The sequence below is a fragment of the Tritonibacter sp. SIMBA_163 genome (genome assembly GCF_046535935.1).
Classification (GTDB): Bacteria; Pseudomonadota; Alphaproteobacteria; order Rhodobacterales; family Rhodobacteraceae; genus Epibacterium; species Epibacterium scottomollicae.
In genome coordinates this window covers 36,125-53,599 of record NZ_JAWJBP010000020.1, presented here as the reverse complement: position 1 = coordinate 53,599, position 17,475 = coordinate 36,125, and the positions used below count along the sequence as shown (strand labels likewise).

General features: G+C 59.2%; 16 protein-coding genes and 1 pseudogene. 7 read left to right on the top strand and 10 right to left on the bottom strand.

The annotated features are described in order from the left end of the window. Positions 1 to 117 precede the first annotated feature (117 nt). A pseudogene (locus R0J92_RS18770) lies at positions 118 to 293 on the top strand (transposase); the annotation flags it as partial. 53 nt (positions 294 to 346) lie between these two features. On the opposite strand, the gene R0J92_RS18765 reads toward R0J92_RS18770, so the two are convergent. From R0J92_RS18765 to xylF, 3 genes are all read right to left on the bottom strand, one after another. Continuing rightward, on the bottom strand, positions 347 to 1,129 hold the full coding sequence (locus R0J92_RS18765) for an ATP-binding cassette domain-containing protein (RefSeq protein ID WP_106162572.1): 783 nt from the start codon (positions 1,127 to 1,129) through the stop codon (positions 347 to 349). Next, the gene (locus tag R0J92_RS18760; protein ID WP_106162571.1) at positions 1,129 to 2,427 is read right to left on the bottom strand and encodes a sugar ABC transporter permease; all 1,299 of its coding nucleotides are present in this window, start codon (positions 2,425 to 2,427) and stop codon (positions 1,129 to 1,131) included. The genes R0J92_RS18765 and R0J92_RS18760 overlap by 1 nt, the downstream gene beginning before the upstream one ends. A gap of 85 nt (positions 2,428 to 2,512) precedes the next feature. After that, positions 2,513 to 3,541 carry a D-xylose ABC transporter substrate-binding protein gene (xylF, locus tag R0J92_RS18755; protein WP_106162570.1) on the bottom strand — a complete coding sequence of 343 codons (1,029 nt, stop codon included), beginning with the start codon at positions 3,539 to 3,541 and terminating at the stop codon, positions 2,513 to 2,515. Between the two features lie 186 nt (positions 3,542 to 3,727). Here xylF and R0J92_RS18750 point away from each other — a divergent pair, with 186 nt between their 5' ends. Together R0J92_RS18750 and R0J92_RS18745 are read left to right on the top strand one after the other, a co-directional pair. Continuing rightward, positions 3,728 to 4,942, top strand: coding sequence for an ROK family transcriptional regulator (locus R0J92_RS18750; RefSeq protein WP_106162569.1), 1,215 nt, complete (start codon positions 3,728 to 3,730; stop codon positions 4,940 to 4,942). Then, positions 4,929 to 6,476: a CRTAC1 family protein gene (locus tag R0J92_RS18745; protein WP_411052712.1), complete on the top strand. Its 1,548-nt coding sequence runs from the start codon at positions 4,929 to 4,931 to the stop codon at positions 6,474 to 6,476. The genes R0J92_RS18750 and R0J92_RS18745 overlap by 14 nt, the downstream gene beginning before the upstream one ends. Here the strand turns inward: R0J92_RS18745 and R0J92_RS18740 are convergent. From R0J92_RS18740 to R0J92_RS18710, 7 genes are all read right to left on the bottom strand, one after another. After that, positions 6,473 to 7,789 (bottom strand): cytochrome-c peroxidase, encoded by a 1,317-nt coding sequence (locus R0J92_RS18740; protein WP_411052711.1) that lies wholly within the window; start codon positions 7,787 to 7,789, stop codon positions 6,473 to 6,475. The two genes, R0J92_RS18745 and R0J92_RS18740, sit on opposite strands and share 4 nt — an antisense overlap. Continuing rightward, positions 7,780 to 8,787: an aldose epimerase family protein gene (locus R0J92_RS18735; protein WP_411052710.1), complete on the bottom strand. Its 1,008-nt coding sequence runs from the start codon at positions 8,785 to 8,787 to the stop codon at positions 7,780 to 7,782. The genes R0J92_RS18740 and R0J92_RS18735 overlap by 10 nt, the downstream gene beginning before the upstream one ends. A gap of 6 nt (positions 8,788 to 8,793) precedes the next feature. Then, on the bottom strand, positions 8,794 to 10,104 hold the full coding sequence (gene xylA, locus R0J92_RS18730; protein WP_411052709.1) for a xylose isomerase: 1,311 nt from the start codon (positions 10,102 to 10,104) through the stop codon (positions 8,794 to 8,796). Next, a complete protein-coding gene (gene xylB, locus R0J92_RS18725; protein ID WP_411052708.1) occupies positions 10,101 to 11,552 on the bottom strand; it encodes a xylulokinase in 1,452 nt (483 codons plus the stop codon). Before xylB ends, xylA begins: the two co-directional genes overlap by 4 nt. A 337-nt stretch (positions 11,553 to 11,889) precedes the next feature. Next, complete coding sequence (locus tag R0J92_RS18720) at positions 11,890 to 12,150, bottom strand: hypothetical protein (RefSeq protein WP_317384773.1); 261 nt, start codon at positions 12,148 to 12,150, stop codon at positions 11,890 to 11,892. Positions 12,151 to 12,337: 187 nt separating this feature from the next. Then, positions 12,338 to 13,684, bottom strand: coding sequence for a TrkH family potassium uptake protein (locus tag R0J92_RS18715; protein WP_411052707.1), 1,347 nt, complete (start codon positions 13,682 to 13,684; stop codon positions 12,338 to 12,340). Beyond that, a complete protein-coding gene (locus tag R0J92_RS18710) occupies positions 13,681 to 14,367 on the bottom strand; it encodes a TrkA family potassium uptake protein (RefSeq protein WP_317384775.1) in 687 nt (228 codons plus the stop codon). The genes R0J92_RS18715 and R0J92_RS18710 overlap by 4 nt, the downstream gene beginning before the upstream one ends. Before the next feature lie 491 nt (positions 14,368 to 14,858). Between R0J92_RS18710 and R0J92_RS18705 the strand changes: the two genes are divergently transcribed. The 4 genes from R0J92_RS18705 to lptB all read left to right on the top strand — a co-directional run bounded on the left by R0J92_RS18705 (position 14,859) and on the right by lptB (position 17,400). After that, the gene (locus R0J92_RS18705) at positions 14,859 to 15,473 is read left to right on the top strand and encodes a ribonuclease D (protein WP_317384776.1); all 615 of its coding nucleotides are present in this window, start codon (positions 14,859 to 14,861) and stop codon (positions 15,471 to 15,473) included. 68 nt (positions 15,474 to 15,541) lie between these two features. Next, complete coding sequence (gene lptC, locus R0J92_RS18700; protein WP_106162724.1) at positions 15,542 to 16,141, top strand: LPS export ABC transporter periplasmic protein LptC; 600 nt, start codon at positions 15,542 to 15,544, stop codon at positions 16,139 to 16,141. 3 nt (positions 16,142 to 16,144) lie between these two features. Continuing rightward, positions 16,145 to 16,642, top strand: coding sequence for a lipopolysaccharide transport periplasmic protein LptA (lptA, locus tag R0J92_RS18695; protein WP_106162559.1), 498 nt, complete (start codon positions 16,145 to 16,147; stop codon positions 16,640 to 16,642). After that, positions 16,642 to 17,400 (top strand): LPS export ABC transporter ATP-binding protein, encoded by a 759-nt coding sequence (gene lptB / locus R0J92_RS18690; protein WP_106162558.1) that lies wholly within the window; start codon positions 16,642 to 16,644, stop codon positions 17,398 to 17,400. Before lptA ends, lptB begins: the two co-directional genes overlap by 1 nt. Positions 17,401 to 17,475 lie beyond the last annotated feature (75 nt).

The window sequence follows — 17,475 nt, the reverse complement described above, 5'->3', positions numbered from 1 at the left end:
ACCAAACATGGCCATCGGTAGAGTGAACCCCGCTATGAAGCTGAAAACAGACGAGAAAATTCTACGTCGACCCCAGTGAAAATGGGGGGATTACCCCACCGACCCGCAAACGCGGCCGACAAGCGCCGCATCTGGCAAAATATACACATAGGAATTGACGAAGAATCGCTGGCAGTGCGAGCGGTGGAGGTCACGACCAGCAATGTGGGTGACGCGCCGATGCTGCCGAGCTACGCGATCAAATCCCACTCGATCAGAGCGTTGGATCGGTTCCCGCGGACGGCGCCTATGACAGGCAGCCCAGATTTTGATCCGGACTGCCTTCTGAGCTATGCCGTCTTCTGGGCTATGCCGTATCTTGGCCTGGTTTTTTACCCAGAATGATCATCGACAAAAGATCGTCATCGGTCACATCATCGATGTCCACGGTGCCGACCAGTTGACCGTTCTTCATCACCGACGCCCGGTCACACAGCTCCATCACCGCGTGTACATCATGATCGATCAGGAAAATCGCGATGCCCTGTGCCTTCAGCTGCTGGATCAGCTCCGCCACCATCTGCGTTTCATGCGGTCCTAGCGCCGCAGTAGGCTCGTCCATGATCAGGATCTTGGCGTTAAAATAAACAGCGCGGGCGATCGCCACCGATTGCCGCTGCCCACCCGAAAGCGCCGAGACCGGTTCGTTGAACTTGCGAAAATTCGGGTTCAGGCGGCCCATGATCTTGCGGCACTCGGCCTCCATCGCAGCATCGTTCACCAGACCCGTTGCGGTGACGATCTCGCGCCCCAGAAACAGGTTGGAGGCCGCATCGAGATTATCCGCCAGCGCCAATGTCTGATAGATCGTCTCGATGTTGTGGCTGCGGGCATCACGGGGGTTGGTGATCTCCACCTTGTTGCCGTTGATGCGGATCTCGCCGCTGTCCATCTTGTAGGCGCCTGATAGCACCTTGATAAGCGTCGACTTGCCGGCGCCGTTGTGGCCAAGCAGGCCAACGACCTCGCCGGGATGCAGATCGACCGAGACGTCGTCCACCGCCTTGATGCCGCCGAAAGAGATGGAGATATTGTTCATCTCCACCATCGGAGTTGCGCCTTGGGCGCGGAGTTCTTTGGGAGTGGTCATTACTTGGCCCCCACGCGTTTGCGATAGACGATGTCGATGAAGACGGCTGCGACCAGCACGGAGCCGACGACGATATTCTGGAACGGCGCGTCGACACCGACCATGGCCATGCCGGACTGCAGGCTCTGCATGATCAGCGCGCCGAGGATGGCGCCGTAGATGGTGCCAAAGCCGCCCGACAGCGCAGTGCCGCCGATGACCGCCGCCGCAATCACCCGCAGCTCGTCGAGCGTGCCAATGTCGTTGGAATGGTTGGCGAGACGGGCCGAAGCCACGACCGCAGACAGGGCGCAGAGAAAGCCCATGATGGCAAAGATCTTCACTGTCAGCAGGCGGGTGTTGATGCCCGACAGCTCTGCAGCGTCAGGGTTGCCGCCCGTGGCAAAGATGTAGCGGCCCAGCCGGGTGCGGCGGGCAACTATGGTCATGACCACCGCGACCGCAATCAGGATCAGCACCGAAATCGGCAGGCCGTAGCCCATGGTCAGACCTTCGGGCATGACCTCGCCGCGGGCTTCGAACAGGCGCGCCAAACGGCGGCTGGGGATTTCGTAAGCGTTGAGGATGCCGACAAACCCGAGGATCGCGCCGGAAACGATGACAGCCATAACCGCCTCGGCCCAGAGAGGTTTTACCGGGAATTCATGCGCGAGCTTGGCGCGACGGCTGTTCCAGAGGGTCAATAGTGCAAGCACGGTCGCCACGATGCCGAGGATCCAGCTGAGCGAGACCCCGAGCGTGCCATTGATGCCCCCGAACATCATGAAGGTGGAATCCAACGGGCCGATCGTCTGGCCGTCGGTCAGGTACCAAGCCACGTTGCGCCAGACCAAGAACCCGCCCAGCGTAACGATGAAGGCAGGGATTGTAAGGTAGCCGACCATCCAGCCATGAAACGCCCCGATCAGTGTGCCGGTCACCAGACCAACCAGAACAGCAACGACCCATGTGATCGGGTGGTTGAGGCCAAGTCCTAGAACATGCGGCACAAATTCGGTCTGGGTCATTGCCATCACCGCCGAGCAGGTGGCCAGCAAGGCCCCGACACTGAGGTCGATGTGGCGGGTGACGATCACGAACACCATGCCCGAAGCCATGATCGCCACGGAAACAGTCTGGATCGTCAGATTGAAGATGTTGCGCGGCGTCAGGAAGCGCCCATCGGTCACCAGGTTGAACCCGATGCAAAGAATGATGAAGGCACCAATCATACCCAATAGCCGCACATCCAGCTCAAGCTGCTGGAAGATATTGCGTTTGGTTTGGGGGGTGATTGGCTGAGACGTGGTGTCGGTCATATCCGGCTCCAGTAATCAGCGATTTTATGAGGTGGGATAGGCGCTCCGGAAGATGCCGGAGCGCCCGGTTGTGGTGATACGAAGATCAGTTACAGGGTGCCGGGCCGCTTTCGACACCTTGGCAGAGCGCTTCCTGGGTGATCCAGCCCGCGTCCACGACGGCGGAGAGGTTGTCCTGGGTCACCGGCATCGGCGCCAGGAACTTCGCGGTCATGGTGGTGCCCGCCGGAGAGGTCCAGGAGGTCGCGCCGTCGATCTCTTCCATCGCGGTGCCGCTTGCCATGGCCACCGCGATCTCGCCCGCTGCCGCGCCGAGGTCACGGGCGTCTTTCCAGACGGAAACGGTCTGGGTGCCCTTGGCGACACGGTTCAGTGCGGCGTGGTCGCCATCCTGGCCGGAGACCGGGATGCCTTCCATGCCCTGCGCGGTCAGCGCGGCGACAACACCACCAGCGGTCCCGTCATTGGAGGCCACAACCGCGTCGACGTTGTTGTCGTTCGCGGTCAGGATCTGCTCCATGTTGCGCTGCGCGTTCGCGGGCAGCCAACCATCAGTGTAGGCCTCCGCGACGATATTGATGTCACCAGAGTCGACTGCGGCCTGGATGACCTCCTGTTGACCGCCACGCAGGAAATCTGCGTTGGGGTCGGTGGGAGAGCCTTTGATCATCACGTAGTTGCCCTTGGGCATCGCTTCGAACACGGCACGCGCCTGCATGCGACCTACTTCGACATTGTCAAAGGTCAGGTAGAAGGCGCGATTGTCTTCGATCAGGCGGTCATAGGCGACCACCGGAATGCCTTCATCCGCTGCGGCTTGAACCGCCGGACCGATTGCTTGCGCGTCCTGCGCGAGGATGATCAGCGCATCCACGCCCTGTGCGATCAGGCTTTCGATGTCAGAAAGCTGCTTAGCAGAGGAGGATTGCGCGTCGGCAGAGATATACTCAGCCCCGGCTTCGTCCAATGCGCCCACGATGGCTGCTTCGTCGGTTTTCCAGCGTTCTTCCTGAAAGTTCGACCAGCTTACGCCGACGGTCAGATCCGCGGCAAAGGCCGAGGATGCTGCAAATGCACTCAGTGCGATAACGGAAAGTCCGTTCAAGAATTTCATATTTTCCTCCCTTGGCGTGCGGCCCATTCGTTTGCTGACCTGCACGGTGATTCATGTGTAGCAATATTTTTTTTGAGTTTCAAATTAAATCATGTATCCTCTCTCGAAGGGAGAGATTGCCGGAACCTGCCCAGAGTGTCATACCCTAGCGCGTCTGGGCCGGGCGGGTAGTGGAGGAGCATCGATTTGGCACGATCAGGACGGCTGTCGCCAAGCGGCGATCAGCGCGAAAGCGGGCGTCAGCAGATACTGGATGTGATCCGTGCGGCCGAGAGCATTGCCCGCATCGACATTGCCAAGGCCACGGGCGTAAGTCCTGCTACGGTTACAGCGATCACCGCAGAGCTTCTGGCTGCAGGCCTGATCGAAGAGGTTGCCCCCGAGAGCTCGTCCGAAGCCCGTCGCGGACGCCCACGCGTCGCGCTGAAAATCCGCGGCGGCGCGCATCTGATTGCCGGCCTCAAGGTGTCTCACCATGTGATTTCCACCGTGATTACAGACTTTGTGGGCGAGGAACTGGCGAGCCATGAGATGCCGCTTGCACAGGGCCGCATGCCGGTGCCCGTCCTATGTTCGCAAATCCGCCGTGCGCTGGAGCTGACGTGTCAAAAGGGCGGCTTCACGATTGACGATCTGTCTGGCGTTGGGCTTGGTCTTGCAGGCATGATCGATGCGGAGCGCAGCTTCATATATTGGTCCTCCTCGCTGGAGGAGCGCAATGTACCCTTTGGTGAGGCGATCGCCAGAGAGCTGCCCTGCCCGGTCTTCCTCGACAACGACGCAAACCTTGTGGCCAAGGCCGAACATCTGTTCGGTGAAGGGCGCACCTGCGACAACTTCATCGTCATCACCATCGAGCATGGCGTCGGCATGGGCATCGTAATCGACGGGAAGATCTATCGCGGCACACGTGGATGCGGCGCGGAGTTTGGTCATACGAAGGTCCACCTGGAAGGCGCTTTATGCCAATGCGGCCAGCGCGGCTGTCTGGAGGCCTATGTGGGCGACTACGCATTGTTGCGAGAGGCCAATATCTCCAGCGGCAGCGAACGACACCGCACCTTGGCCTCGCTTTTTCAGGCCGCAGAGAAGGGCGACTCCATGGCGCTGTCCATCCTCGACAGGGCACGGCGCATGTTCGCAATGGGATTGGCGAATGTTGTCAATATCTTCGACCCTACAAAGATCATTCTTGCCGGTGCGCGACTGTCCTTTGACCACCTTTATTCCGGCAAAGTGATCGGTGAGATGCGCCAATGGGTGGTGCAGGTCGATGCGCCCTTGCCCGAGGTCATCGTGCATGACTGGGGCGATCTGATGTGGGCCAAGGGCGCCGCGGCCTATGGAATCGAAGAAGTCACGGCGCGCACCGTGAAGGAGCTTGCCAATGCTGCCGCGTAGCTGGATTGCCCTAACTGCGATCATATGTACCCATGCGGCGAATGCCGATACGCAGCCCCCAAGCTTCACGCCGGTCGAGATGAGCGAACACATATATGGCGGCGGCTGGGAGCACTATGTTGGGGGCGGCCTTGCGGTTTTTGACTGCAACGGCGATGGCCTGCCAGAACTTTACGCTGCCGGCGGCGAAAACACAGCGCAACTGTTTCAGAACACCACCCCCGCCAATGGCGCGTCCGTGGCTTTTGCTGCCGAAACACCGGCGTCCCTCTCCCTGACCGGCGTCACCGGAGCCTACCCGCTAGATATTGACGGTGACGGGTGGACCGACCTTGCGATCCTGCGGGCGGGACCGGACCTCCTGATGCAAGGCTCCGGCGAATGCCAGTTCCAGCCCTTCGATCACCTCGGTTTCGTGAGTGATGATCACTGGACCACTGGCTTCTCCGCAACCTGGGAGGGCGACAATACTCTGCCCACGCTCGCCTTTGGCACCTACGTGGACCGACAGGACCCTAACGGTCCGTTTGGCACCTGCGACGACACCCTTCTGTATCGCCCGGACGGCGAAACATACCAAGCTACGCAATCCCTAGCTCCGGGTTACTGCGCGTTGTCGGTCCTGTTCAGCGACTGGAACCGAACCGGTCACGCAGATCTGCGCCTGTCCAATGACCGGCACTATTACGTGCGCGGTGGGCAAGAACAGATGTGGGCAATGGAAAACACGCCGCGGCTGTACACGACCGACGAAGGCTGGAGGCCTTATGCTCTATGGGGCATGGGCATCGCCTCGCGTGACATAAACGGTGACGGGTTTCAGGATGTCTACCTGACCTCGATGGGGGATCAGAAATTTCAGCTGCGTGACGCCAAAGCGAAGGGTCCGGTTTGGGAAGACGTGACCTACGGCTTCGGCACCACCGCCCATCGGCCCTACACTGGCGGAGATGGGCGCCCGTCAACCGGCTGGCACGCCGCTTTTGGCGATGTGAACAATGATGGGCGTGACGATATTTTTGTGACCAAAGGCAATGTCGAGCAGATGCCCGACGCCGCGCAGAAAGATCCCAATAACTTGATGCTGCAGAATATGGACGGTACGTTTTCAGAAGTCGGTGACACAGCCGGAGTTGCCAGCCTGCATCGCGGTCGTGGCGGCGCTCTGGTGGACCTGAACCGTGACGGGTTGCTGGACATCGCAGTCGTCAATCGCCGCGCCCAGATGGAAGTGTGGGAAAATACCAGCGATCTGGACGGCAACTGGCTGCTGCTACGCCTGCGGGCAGGCGCCCCCAACCCAGACGCCATTGGTGCGTTTGTCGAAGTCAAAACCCAAGACCGGACCCTCACGCGCGAGATCACTGTTGGCGGCGGGCATGCGGGCGGGGATTTGGGGGATCTACACTTCGGCCTTGGCCAGGCCAACATCGTTGATCTGCGTGTCACTTGGCCGGATGGTGCGCTGAGCGACTGGCAGGCGTTTCACGCCAATCAGCACATTACTCTGTCTCCGCAAGACAAGCGCCCCTAACGGTCCACAGGCAAGCCACTGGGCACACTCTCCGGGACGCCCAGCCGACCTTTTGCAGCGTCCTCATCTGTAAGCGCTCGCAGGAACGCCACGATATCGTCCACTTCAGCTGGAGACAGCGGCTGTGGCGTCAGATCCACCGCCCGAAGTACTGCCTCGCGCTCTGCCGCTGCGCGATGAACGCCCCAGTCGTCCTTGCCCTCCAACGGCGGCAAGACAACGGACGCAATATCGAAACTCTCCAGCGAGGCCTCGGGCGACAGGTGATGCTCAACCATCGCCTCCAGCGTCGCAAACGCACCGGAATGTCCATAAGGCGCTGTCAGGCTGACATTGCGCAACGACGGCGTGCGAAAGGCATAAGCATCCTCCGCTGCGCCGGTCACCCGCAAACGCCCCTCATCACGGTTGTGGGCTTCGAAACGTGCGGCCTTGCCCGGCCCCAACTGAGGCACTGCAAGAGCGTGAAAATCGTGATCTGTCTGCAACCAGCCGGAATGGCACTGACTGCAGGCCGCCTTGCCATAGAACAGCTTCATGCCGCTCTGCGCATCGGGCAGCAGTTCACCCTGCTGCAACATATACGCATCAAAGGCATTCATATCCGCGCGCCATTCGAAGCGGATGAAATCGGCAAGGACATTGGCGATATCGGCAAAGGTGATCGCCTCCCCCTCTGCCAAGACCGTATCGAAACGCGTCCGGTATTCCGGGATGGCCTCGACCCGCGCCGCTATCAGGTCCCAAGCCCCACCCGGCGTGGAGAGCTGCCCCAACCGCACCGCCTGCGCCACATCGTTCTCCGAATAGTGGCCCGCCATTTCATCCGCCGAGAGCACCGGGAACATGGCTTGCGCCGCAAGGGCGTCGTCAAATCCGGAAAGCATGTCCTCGCCCAAGGGAGTGCGAATGCCATTGGGAAACGCAGGATCATCTTCCAGTCTACCATCATGGAACATCACGGTGAATTCCGGCGCACCGAGGTTCCAAAGACCCGGCGCATTCCGCGGAATGCGTTGTTCGGGTATATTCAGGGGGTCGGGCGTACGATCCGGGCCGAGGCCAATGCCGCCCTCACCAAGCCCAAGCGCAACACCATCCCCCGTGCCGAATTTCGGATGATGGCATGTGGAGCATGCGATATTGCGGTTTCCCGAAAGAACCGGATCATAAAAAAGCAGCTGCCCCAGCTCGACCGCGGCCATATCGACGGCAGGGAAGACTGGCCGCGGGCCGAGATCTGGCCGCTCGTCAGCGCGAACCGCAGAGACGACCAGAACACCAGCACAGATCACAACCGCCCTCAGATCCATCCGAAATCCAGACGCAACTTTTGAACATACGGCACATCTGGCGACACGATTACCGACGGGAAATCTGGCTGGTTTACCGCGTTTGGAAAGCCCTGCGGTTCAAAGCAGACCCCCATGGCGGGGCCCAGCATTTGCCCTGAATGCCCCTCGGGCTGTGTCGGCAAACCACCAGCTGTATAAATCTGCGCGCCGGGCTGATCGGTCGTCACCGTCATTTGCAAGCCATCAGGCGCAGTCAGCTTTGCCGCCGGGAGCGCCTGTGTGCGATCCGTGTCGAAGACAAGGTTGATATCACACCCCTGGCGTTCGGGGTCCAGCTCTCCAAAACTGCGCCCAAGACGAAAGTCAAAACCGGTATCGGACAGGTCAGCGATTGTGCCGTTCGGCACATTGGTATCATCCAGCACGAGATAGCCTGTGGCATCAACCTGCAAGCGATGATCCCAGATTGCCTGCTGACCACCCGACAAATTGTAGTAGCTATGCTGTGCAAGGCTGATCGGGGTTGGCTGGCTGACGGATGCGATCATCTCGTATTCTACCGAAAACTCGTCAAGCGTAACGGTGACAGTGAAATCTACTGCACCCGGATAGCCGTTTTCCCCTTCGGGTGAGTGATAGGTGAGACGCGCGCTGGCAGACGTCAGCGGCTCGATCCCCCACAGCACATGAGACAGCCCAGAGGGACCACCATGAAGCTGGTTGCCTCCTTCGTTTTCGGCCAACCGCACCATCTGCTCGTCAAGCGCAAAGCGGGCATTCTTGATCCGGCCCGCGACGCGTCCCGCGATCACCCCCATGTATCCGGGATTGGTCAAATAGTCCGCAGGGTTGCGAAAGCCGAGCACAAGAGATCGGTCTTCGCCTTGGTCATGCAGGCGCAGATCGCGCGTCACCGCACCGAAGTTCAACAGACTGAGGCTGAGCCTGTCACTTCGAAGACAGACCTCCTTCAGTATATGACCTTGGTGAAGGCCGTGATTGACGATCTGCGCCATACTCATTCAAACGAACCGATTGACGACATTCTCCAGATACTCCTGGCGGCCGGACCGCGGCCCGGGGTTTATATCCTCGGCCTCAACCTTTTCCGCTATGCTCTCGAGGGACAGCTTTCCGTTCAGCATATCCTGCGCGCTCGCGCCCTGCCAACCAGCGTAGCGGTCGGTGACGAACTGATCCAATGTGCCATCCTCGACCATCGCGACAGCGGCCTTAAAACCACGAGCGCAAACATCCATGCCACCGATGTGCGCCATCAACAGATCTTCGGGGTCGATGGACTGGCGGCGCAGTTTGGCATCGAAGTTGGTGCCGCCGGTGCTGAACCCTCCGTGTTTCAGGATGTGGTAATAGGCCAGCGCCACCTCAGGGGTGGTGTTCGGGAACTGGTCGGTGTCCCAGCCGGACTGGTAATCGTTGCGGTTCATGTCGATGGACCCAAAGATGCCCAGCGCCTGCGCGGTGGCGATCTCATGTTCAAACGAATGGCCCGCAAGGATCGCGTGACCCTGCTCGAGGTTCAGTTTGACCTCGTTTTCCAATCCGTGACGCTTGAGGAAGCCATAGACCGTCGCCGCATCATAATCGTATTGGTGCTTGGAGGGCTCCTGCGGTTTCGGCTCCACAAGGATCGCGCCCTTGAAGCCGATCTTGTGCTTGTACTCGACCACCATGTTGAGCATGCGGCCCATCTGCTGGTCTTCTTGCGCAAGATCGGTGTTCAGCAGGGTTTCATAGCCCTCACGACCGCCCCAGAGCACGTAGTTCTCGCCGCCGAGACGATGTGTTGCATCCATGCAGGTCTTGATGGTCGCTGCCGAGAAGGCAAAGACATCCGGGTCCGGGTTGGTCGACGCCCCCGACATAAACCGCGCGTTGGAAAACAGGTTGGCGGTGCCCCAGAGCAATTTGACGCCGGTTTCTTCCTGCTTTTGCGCGAAATACTCGACGATCTCATTCAGGTTGCGGGTGTTTTCCGCAAAATTCGCCCCCTCCGGCCGCACATCCGCGTCGTGGAAACAGTAGTAGGGCGACTGCAACAGGGTGAACATCTCAAACGCCACATCGGCCTTGAGCTTGGCCGCCTCCATCGTGTCCTTGAACCATGGGCGGTCAAAGGTCTGGCCACCAAAAGGATCGCCGCCCGGCCACACAAAGTTGTGCCAGTAGCAGGTGGCAAAGCGCAGATGCTCTTCCATCCGTTTGCCGAGGATCATCTCGTCGGGGTTGTAGTGGCGGAAGGCCAGCGGGTTGGTGCTGTCTGCGCCTTCATATTGGATTTTGGAAACGTCGCCAAAGAAGCCGGTGGTCATGTCATCAGTGCCTTCATGTTGGGATAGAGCGCGCGATACCGGGCGTATGAGGCGTCATAGGCCTCGGTCAGATCGCTGCGTGGATCAATGGTGTGGGCGATGGGCGGTGCAGTCATCACAGCGGAAATGTCCGCGCCGGTGGCTGTCATCGCCAGTCGGGCGGCGCCCAATGCCGCGCCAAACTCGCCCTTGTCGGGAATGTCGAGGGACACGCCAAGAACGGTGGCGAGGGTCTCCACCCAATAGGGCGAGCGGGTGCCGCCCCCCACTGCGAGCAGGCGCGTGAGGTTGGTATCGGTGCCTTTCAACGCCTCAAGGCAATCACGCAGCGCAAAGGCCACGCCCTCCATCACCGCCTGTGTCAGCTCTGCCGGGCCATCGCCAATATCAAGCCCTGCAAGCGTGGCGCGGATGCTGGCATCGTTATGCGGCGTACGCTCGCCAGAGAGATAGGGCAAGAACGTCACCGAAGAGGGGCCGGAGATCTGGTTCGGCAGCAGTCCCGCCAGCGTCGCCGGGGTCTGCCCAAGCGTGCGCGACAGCCAATTGAGACAGTCCGTCGCCGCAAGGATCACCCCCATCTGATACCACGTATCCGGCACCGCGTGGCAGAAGGTATGCACAGCCGAGGCCGGGTCAGGTTTATAAGCAGATTTGGCGGCCAGGAGCACGCCGGAGGTACCAAGGCTCACAAAGCCCTCACCTTCACGGAAGCACCCGGCCCCGCAGGCGGCAACCGCGTTGTCGCCACCACCTCCGGCGACAACCACCGGGCCGTCGATGCCCCATTCATCGCGAAGCGCGTCACGCAGATCGCCACTGGCGGCAGAGCCTTCGACCAGTTCGGGCATCTGATCACGGCGCATGCCGGACACCTCCAGCAACTGGTCCGACCAATCTCGCGCGCCCACATCGAGCCATGACGTCCCGGCGCTGTCTGACATGTCAGAGACATATGTGCCGGTCAGCCAATAGCGCAGATAATCCTTAGGGAGCAGCACCTTGGCGACCTGAGAAAAAATCTCCGGCTCATGCGCTTTGACCCAGGCCAGTTTTGGCGCGGTGAAGCCGGGAAACACGATATTGCCCGACAGATCCCGCACGCCTTCTGTTCCATCCAGCTGGGCCGCCTCGGCAGCCGATCGCGTGTCGTTCCACAAGATACAGGGGCGCAGAACCTTGCCCGCCGCATCCAGCAGCGTGGCCCCGTGCATGTGGCCGCTGAGACCAATGCCGCGCAGGGAAGCCAGCTCGGTCGGGTGGTCCCTACGCAACGCCGCAATCGCGGTCTGGCAGGCAGTGATCCAGTCCTGCGGGTCCTGTTCGCTCCATCCCGTACGTGGGTGCGAGACCCCATAAGCTGCATCAGCCACGCCAATGACATTGCCACCCTCATCGGCCAGCAACGCGCGCAGCCCCGACGTCCCCACGTCAAGACCCAGAAACATTCGATGTCCTCCCAATCGCCAGATGCACACGCCCATCAGGGTCGTATGCATATTTATTTCGGCAAATAAAATAAAACAGGTTTGGCACAGCCTGTCAATCAGCGAGCAAGCAACCGGCACAGGGATCTCCCCGGTGGCCCGGTGCTAAGGAAACAGGTTTTGGCGGAAAGAGCATTTGGCCGAACATGGCATGGTGTCATGAGGACAACAGCCTGCGGTATCGGAAGTGCCTGCATGCGTGCGGCACGCGGGAGCGTCAATCAGTGGCGACGCAAATACATCCGCATTTCTGCGGGGGTGCCTGCGGAAACAAACTCCGCAGGCATATCGTGGTAGCTTAGGAGTTCATTTCTTCCAGCAGACCATCGTAGTATTCGCACACTTCGGAGAGATCATCGGCGTTTTCGAACATGGCGGATTTTTCCATCATCTCGGTCGCCACTTCCTGCATGCGCTGCGGATCTTTGGCCGCCAGCTTCTGCAGACCTGCGTTTACTTCCATGGATTTCGCCTGTGCGAGTTCCGCGGTGCACTCTTCAGCCAGAGCAGGTGCGGAGAAAGCAACGGTCAGTGCAAGTGCGACAAGTTTCGTTTTCATAACAATAGCCTATAAATTATAAGGGATGGTGATGCGCCGGACAATCCGGGCCGCGCTCACCTACCCAGATCACGCGTAGCGTTCCAGAGGTGAATTGATCTCAACTGAAAGAGGAGCGGAATCCCGCCAGTGATGGCGAGAATTCTTCACACTCCCAAAATGCAATATGGCGGACCCAAGTCACGTCTCAGCCCAGATACACATCACCCTTGGGATAGCGCACGCGTGGCCTGCTGTGCGTGGCGAGGAAAAAGCCCAGTGTCAGCGGCCCGACCCGCCCCAAGAACATGATTGCAATGATGACTGCGCGACCAAAACCATCGAGCTCGCCGGTTGCGCCACGCGACAGTCCAACGGTGCCGAAGGCAGACGTGGCCTCAAATGCAAGATCGAGGAATGCATCGTCATGTGAAACGGAGATCAGGAAGATCCCCACCAAAACAACGAAAATGCTGATGGTGGTCAGCGCCATGACCTTCATCACATCCTCCACCCCGAGGCTGCGGCCAAAAACATGCAGCGCGGTTTGACGGCGAAAGAAGGCAACGGTGCCGATCAATAACACGATCAGCGTGGTCACCTTGATACCGCCCGCGGTGGAGGTGCTTCCGCCTCCCACCAGCATCAGCGACATGGTCATCAGGGAGGTGCTGTCGTGCATCCCGCCGGTGTCGATCGTGTTGAAGCCAGCCGTGCGCGGGGTCACCGCCTGAAACCAACTCGCCCAGAGGCGGCTGGCCGTGTCGGGCATACCGCCAAGCGTGGCGGGGTTTGTCCACTCAAGTGCGGCGAAACCCGCCCAACCAACAAGGATCAACGACAGGGTTCCCGTCAGCATCAACTTGCTGTGCAGGCTGAGCCGCCGCCATGATCGTGCGCGGACCAGATCGCCCACCACGATAGAGCCCAGGCCACCAAGAATGAACAAAGCCGGAATGGTGATGTTGATGATGGGATCATTTGCATAGCCCGACAGACTGTCGGGATAGAGCGCAAAACCTGCGTTATTAAAGGCGGAGATGCTGTGAAACACCGCATGCCATAGCCCCAAGGACCAGCCCAGTTCCGGCACAAACACAAAGGACAGAATCGCTGCCCCGGCCAGCTCGCACACCAGCGCCACCAGCATGATGGTGCGCACGATGATCGCCAGCCCGCCGAGGGTGCGCTGATTGAGGTCCTCGCGCAGCACCAGCCGTTGCGGCAGCCCAACAGGCAGGCCCAGCGCAGACAGCAGCAGCACCGCAAAGGCCATCAGCCCCAGTCCGCCAAGCTGGATCAGAAGCGCGAGAATGGCCTGCCCGATCAGCGTGAGATCGCTGCCGGTATCCACCACTGCCAGCCCCGTCACCGTCACCGCCGAGGCAGAGGTGAAAAACGCATCGCCAAAGCCGACCGCGCCGGTATGCGACATCGGCATCCACAACAGCAACGCGCCGATGAAGATGCTGGAGAAATAAAGGAGTGCCAGCACCAATGGTGGCGGCAATCCGCGATCAACCGGTGGAGCGGCCTTTACTGCGGGGCGTTTCAAGACAGGCTGGCCGCAAAATTTCGCAAGTCGGAGCGTTTCCCGAGCAGGATCAACAGATCGTCCTGCGCGAGGGTGCAGTCAGAGCCATCCTGTCCGAGGAACTCGGTACCGCGCATCACGCCAATGCAGCGCAAGTTGTGGCCGGCGGCATAGGGGATATCCACCAGCGCCTTGCCTTCCAGCGACCGTGGGATCTTGAAGTTCACCACATGGTAGCCGTTGCCAAGGCTCACGTAGTCACGCACCAGCGGATTGTGCAGAACCTGTGCGATATGCATGCCCACGTCGACTTCCGGGTGGATGATCCGATCCACCTTCAGCTTGCTGAGGATACGGTGATGGGTCTTGGTAGTGGCCTTCGCCCAGACCACAGGCACGCCGAGGGTCTTGAGGTTGATGGCCGCCAGGATGGAAGCTTCCAGATCGGAGCCCATTGCGACCAACGCAACATCGCAATCCGCAATTCCTGCCTGTCGCAGGGCAAGATCGTCGCGGGCGTCGATGATCAATGCCTGAGACAATTCATCAGCATATTGACTGACCCGCGCCTCATTGGAGTCTATTCCGATCACATGATTGCCGAAGCGGCTCAGTTCCTTGGCGACGGTCGATCCGAAATTTCCAAGGCCGACGATCACAAAGGTCTGACGTCGATCCGGGTTCTTGCGTATTGCACCCAGCATGCGCATTTTGCTCTCTATGGCGTTGCCGGTTAACCCCGGCAAGAACGGGACAAAGCAAAGGCGCGGTATCTTGGCAAGCCCTCGTCGAGAGTTTGCGAGCCGTCAACTTGGCATCAGATGTCTTGAACAAGCGGAAATCATGCGCCTCACCTTGCCCAAGACACACCGGGAAAAGGCAATGAATTATATAGAGTATGCCAAAGAAACCGATAGAGACGCCTGTCGCTGTAAGATCAGATATAGACCGCCGAGCCTGCGATGCACATATGTCCGGCCTGCAAGACTCGTGCCCGTATTTCGCATGTCGGGCGCAGTTGGCGACCCGATCATGACTTAGACATTCTGCGGCGCGACATGCAAAGGATCGGCAGAAAATACGCGCAAACTCACCACAGGTACTGATCTCACCGCCTGTTGAGTTTAGACCATAAAGCGCCTATGTCGGCGTTAACCCGCACCCTAGAAATCCTCGCAGGATCAAGGACAGCCACGTGGCCACGCATCTTTACCAGAATGATCTTCCCGACACCCTTGACCTTGGACCTGTTGTGGCCATCGACTGCGAAACCATGGGCCTCAACCCGCATCGGGACCGGCTTTGCGTGGTGCAGATGTCCAGCGGCGACGGCAATGCGCATCTGGTTCAGATAGCCAAAGGGCAGAGCGAAGCGCCGAACCTCACACGCATATTGACAGATCCCAAGGTGCTGAAGCTCTTTCACTTTGGGCGCTTCGATATCGCTGCCTTGTATCAGACCTTTGGGGCTCTGACCGCCCCGGTGTACTGCACCAAGATCGCCAGCCGCATGGTGCGCACTTACACGGATCGTCACGGGCTTAAGAACCTGACACAGGATCTGCTTGGCCTCGATATCTCCAAACAACAGCAGATGAGCGATTGGGGCGCCGAGACCCTGACGCAGGCACAACGTGATTACGCCGCCTCTGATGTGCTCCACCTGCACAGGCTGCGCGAGGAATTGGATCTCCGCCTGGAGCGAGAAGATCGCCGCGATTTGGCTCAGGCATGTTTTGATTTCCTGCCCACCCGCGCCCGACTTGATCTGGCCGGATGGCCGGACACCGACATCTTTGCCCATTCCTGAGCAACATCACGTTTCACGTCCCTGACGGGACCCCCGCATAATAGAGTTTGAGAGGAGGCACGGACATGGTGGATCGCTATTCGCGTATCGTTGCCTATCTCAAGGTCGCATTGCCGCTTGCGGCGCTTGCGCTGCTTTCGACCCTGTTTCTCATTTCACGTCGGATCGAAACCGATTCTGCGATACCATTTGCAGAGGTCGACCTCGAAAGTCGTCTGCGCGGACAACAAGTCACTGCCCCATTCTTCACCGGAACAACCAAGACCGGGCACGAAGTCACTATCGCAGCGACCAAAGCCTTGCCGGGTGGCGAAGGAAACACTGCATCGGCAAGTGATCTCGAAGCCGAAATCCGCACGTCTGACGGGCGCAGCATCCTGATGCTGTCAGACGCGGGTTCTGTTCGCCCGGACAAGAACACCGCAGTGCTGACTGGGAATGTTCGGATCATCACGGCAGATGGCACACGTGTCGAAACGGAAACACTGAATGCGCTGCTCGACGGGCTGGAGATCACCAGCCCCGGAACCGTCACGGCAACCGGCCCGTTGGGAGATTTCGAAGCGGGCACGATGCGGATATTCACAAATTCTCAGAACGGTCCCGTACATATTGAGTTCACGGACGGCGTAAAGCTGGTGTACGATCCTGCAAAAGTAGAAAGATAGCCCGTGCTACGACTGACATTAGTTATTCTTTTTGGCCTTACAACACTGCTCCTTTCCCCTGTCGCAATAGCACAAGGGACAGGGGTCTCATTCGGCGTTCTCCAAACAGACACGTCGCAACCTGTTGATATCACATCCGACAATTTGAGTGTGAATCAGGAAGACGGTTCAGCCTTGCTGACCGGAAACGTGCTGATCATTCAAGGTGAGATGCGGCTGAGCGCTGATAATGTGTTGGTGGTCCGGAAAACGGATGGCAACGGGATCGAACGGCTCGAAGCGCGCGGGAATGTACTGTTGGTCAGTGGTGAGGATGCGGCTGAAGCCAGAACCGCAGACTATACCATAGAAAACGGAACGGTCGTGATGCGGGGCGATGTCCTCCTCACGCAGAAGGGCAACACCCTGGGCGCGGAACAAATGACTGTGAATTTGACAACCGGCAACGCAACCCTCAACGGGCGCGTGCGCACCACCTTGCCAGGTAGCGGCGGCGACTGATGGCCCGTCCAGATCTGAAAGTTACCTCAGGCTCATCTGGTTTGCGCATTGAGAAGATGCGCAAGAGCTACCGCAAGAAAGTGGTCATCCGCGACGTGTCGATGGAGTTGAACCGCGGCGAAGTTGTTGCGTTGCTCGGCCCCAACGGTTCCGGCAAGACTACGAGTTTCTACACGATTGCAGGCCTCGTCTTTCCCGAAGCGGGCAGCGTCACCATCGACGGTCAGAATGTCACCACCCTGCCGATGTACCGCAGGGCACGTTTGGGTATCGGCTATCTACCGCAGGAAATGTCGATTTTTCGCGGTCTGTCGGTCGAGGACAATATTTCTGCCGTGCTCGATATCGCGGTCTCGGACGAACACAAACGCCGGGAGCGTTTGGAGGAGTTGTTGTCGGACTTTTCGATAGAACACCTGCGCCGGGCCCCCGCACTTGCGCTGTCGGGTGGCGAACGCCGTCGTGTCGAAATCGCCCGCTGCCTTGCGGCTGATCCGAAATATCTGCTTTTGGATGAACCCTTTGCCGGTGTCGATCCGATCTCCGTTGGCGACATCCGCGGCCTTGTTTCTGATCTCAAAACCCGCGGAATCGGTGTTTTGATAACGGATCACAATGTGCGCGAGACTCTGGAAATCGTGGATCGGGCTTATATCCTTCATGATGGACAGGTACTGATGTCAGGCAGCCCGGCAGAGGTTGTCGAGAACGAAAATGTCCGCCGCGTCTACCTCGGCGACAACTTCCGCATCTCCTAGATAGCCCTACAGCGATCAACACCGGCGAGCGCTCGCCGAAAGGTTGTTAGGACACCTCCTTTGCACGCTGAATTA

Bases quoted from the DNA above. Each gene is read 5' to 3' on its own strand.
- R0J92_RS18765 (WP_106162572.1), bottom strand. From the start codon at position 1,129: ATGACCACTCCCAAAGAACTCCGCGCCCAAGGCGCAACTCCGATGGTG.
- R0J92_RS18760 (WP_106162571.1), bottom strand. From the start codon at position 2,427: ATGACCGACACCACGTCTCAGCCAATCACCCCCCAAACCAAACGCAAT.
- xylF (WP_106162570.1), bottom strand. From the start codon at position 3,541: ATGAAATTCTTGAACGGACTTTCCGTTATCGCACTGAGTGCATTTGCA.
- R0J92_RS18745 (WP_411052712.1), top strand. From the start codon at position 4,929: ATGCTGCCGCGTAGCTGGATTGCCCTAACTGCGATCATATGTACCCAT.
- R0J92_RS18740 (WP_411052711.1), bottom strand. From the start codon at position 7,789: ATGGATCTGAGGGCGGTTGTGATCTGTGCTGGTGTTCTGGTCGTCTCT.
- R0J92_RS18735 (WP_411052710.1), bottom strand. From the start codon at position 8,787: ATGGCGCAGATCGTCAATCACGGCCTTCACCAAGGTCATATACTGAAG.
- xylA (WP_411052709.1), bottom strand. From the start codon at position 10,104: ATGACCACCGGCTTCTTTGGCGACGTTTCCAAAATCCAATATGAAGGC.
- xylB (WP_411052708.1), bottom strand. From the start codon at position 11,552: ATGTTTCTGGGTCTTGACGTGGGGACGTCGGGGCTGCGCGCGTTGCTG.
- R0J92_RS18720 (WP_317384773.1), bottom strand. From the start codon at position 12,150: ATGAAAACGAAACTTGTCGCACTTGCACTGACCGTTGCTTTCTCCGCA.
- R0J92_RS18710 (WP_317384775.1), bottom strand. From the start codon at position 14,367: ATGCTGGGTGCAATACGCAAGAACCCGGATCGACGTCAGACCTTTGTG.
- lptB (WP_106162558.1), top strand. From the start codon at position 16,642: ATGGCCCGTCCAGATCTGAAAGTTACCTCAGGCTCATCTGGTTTGCGC.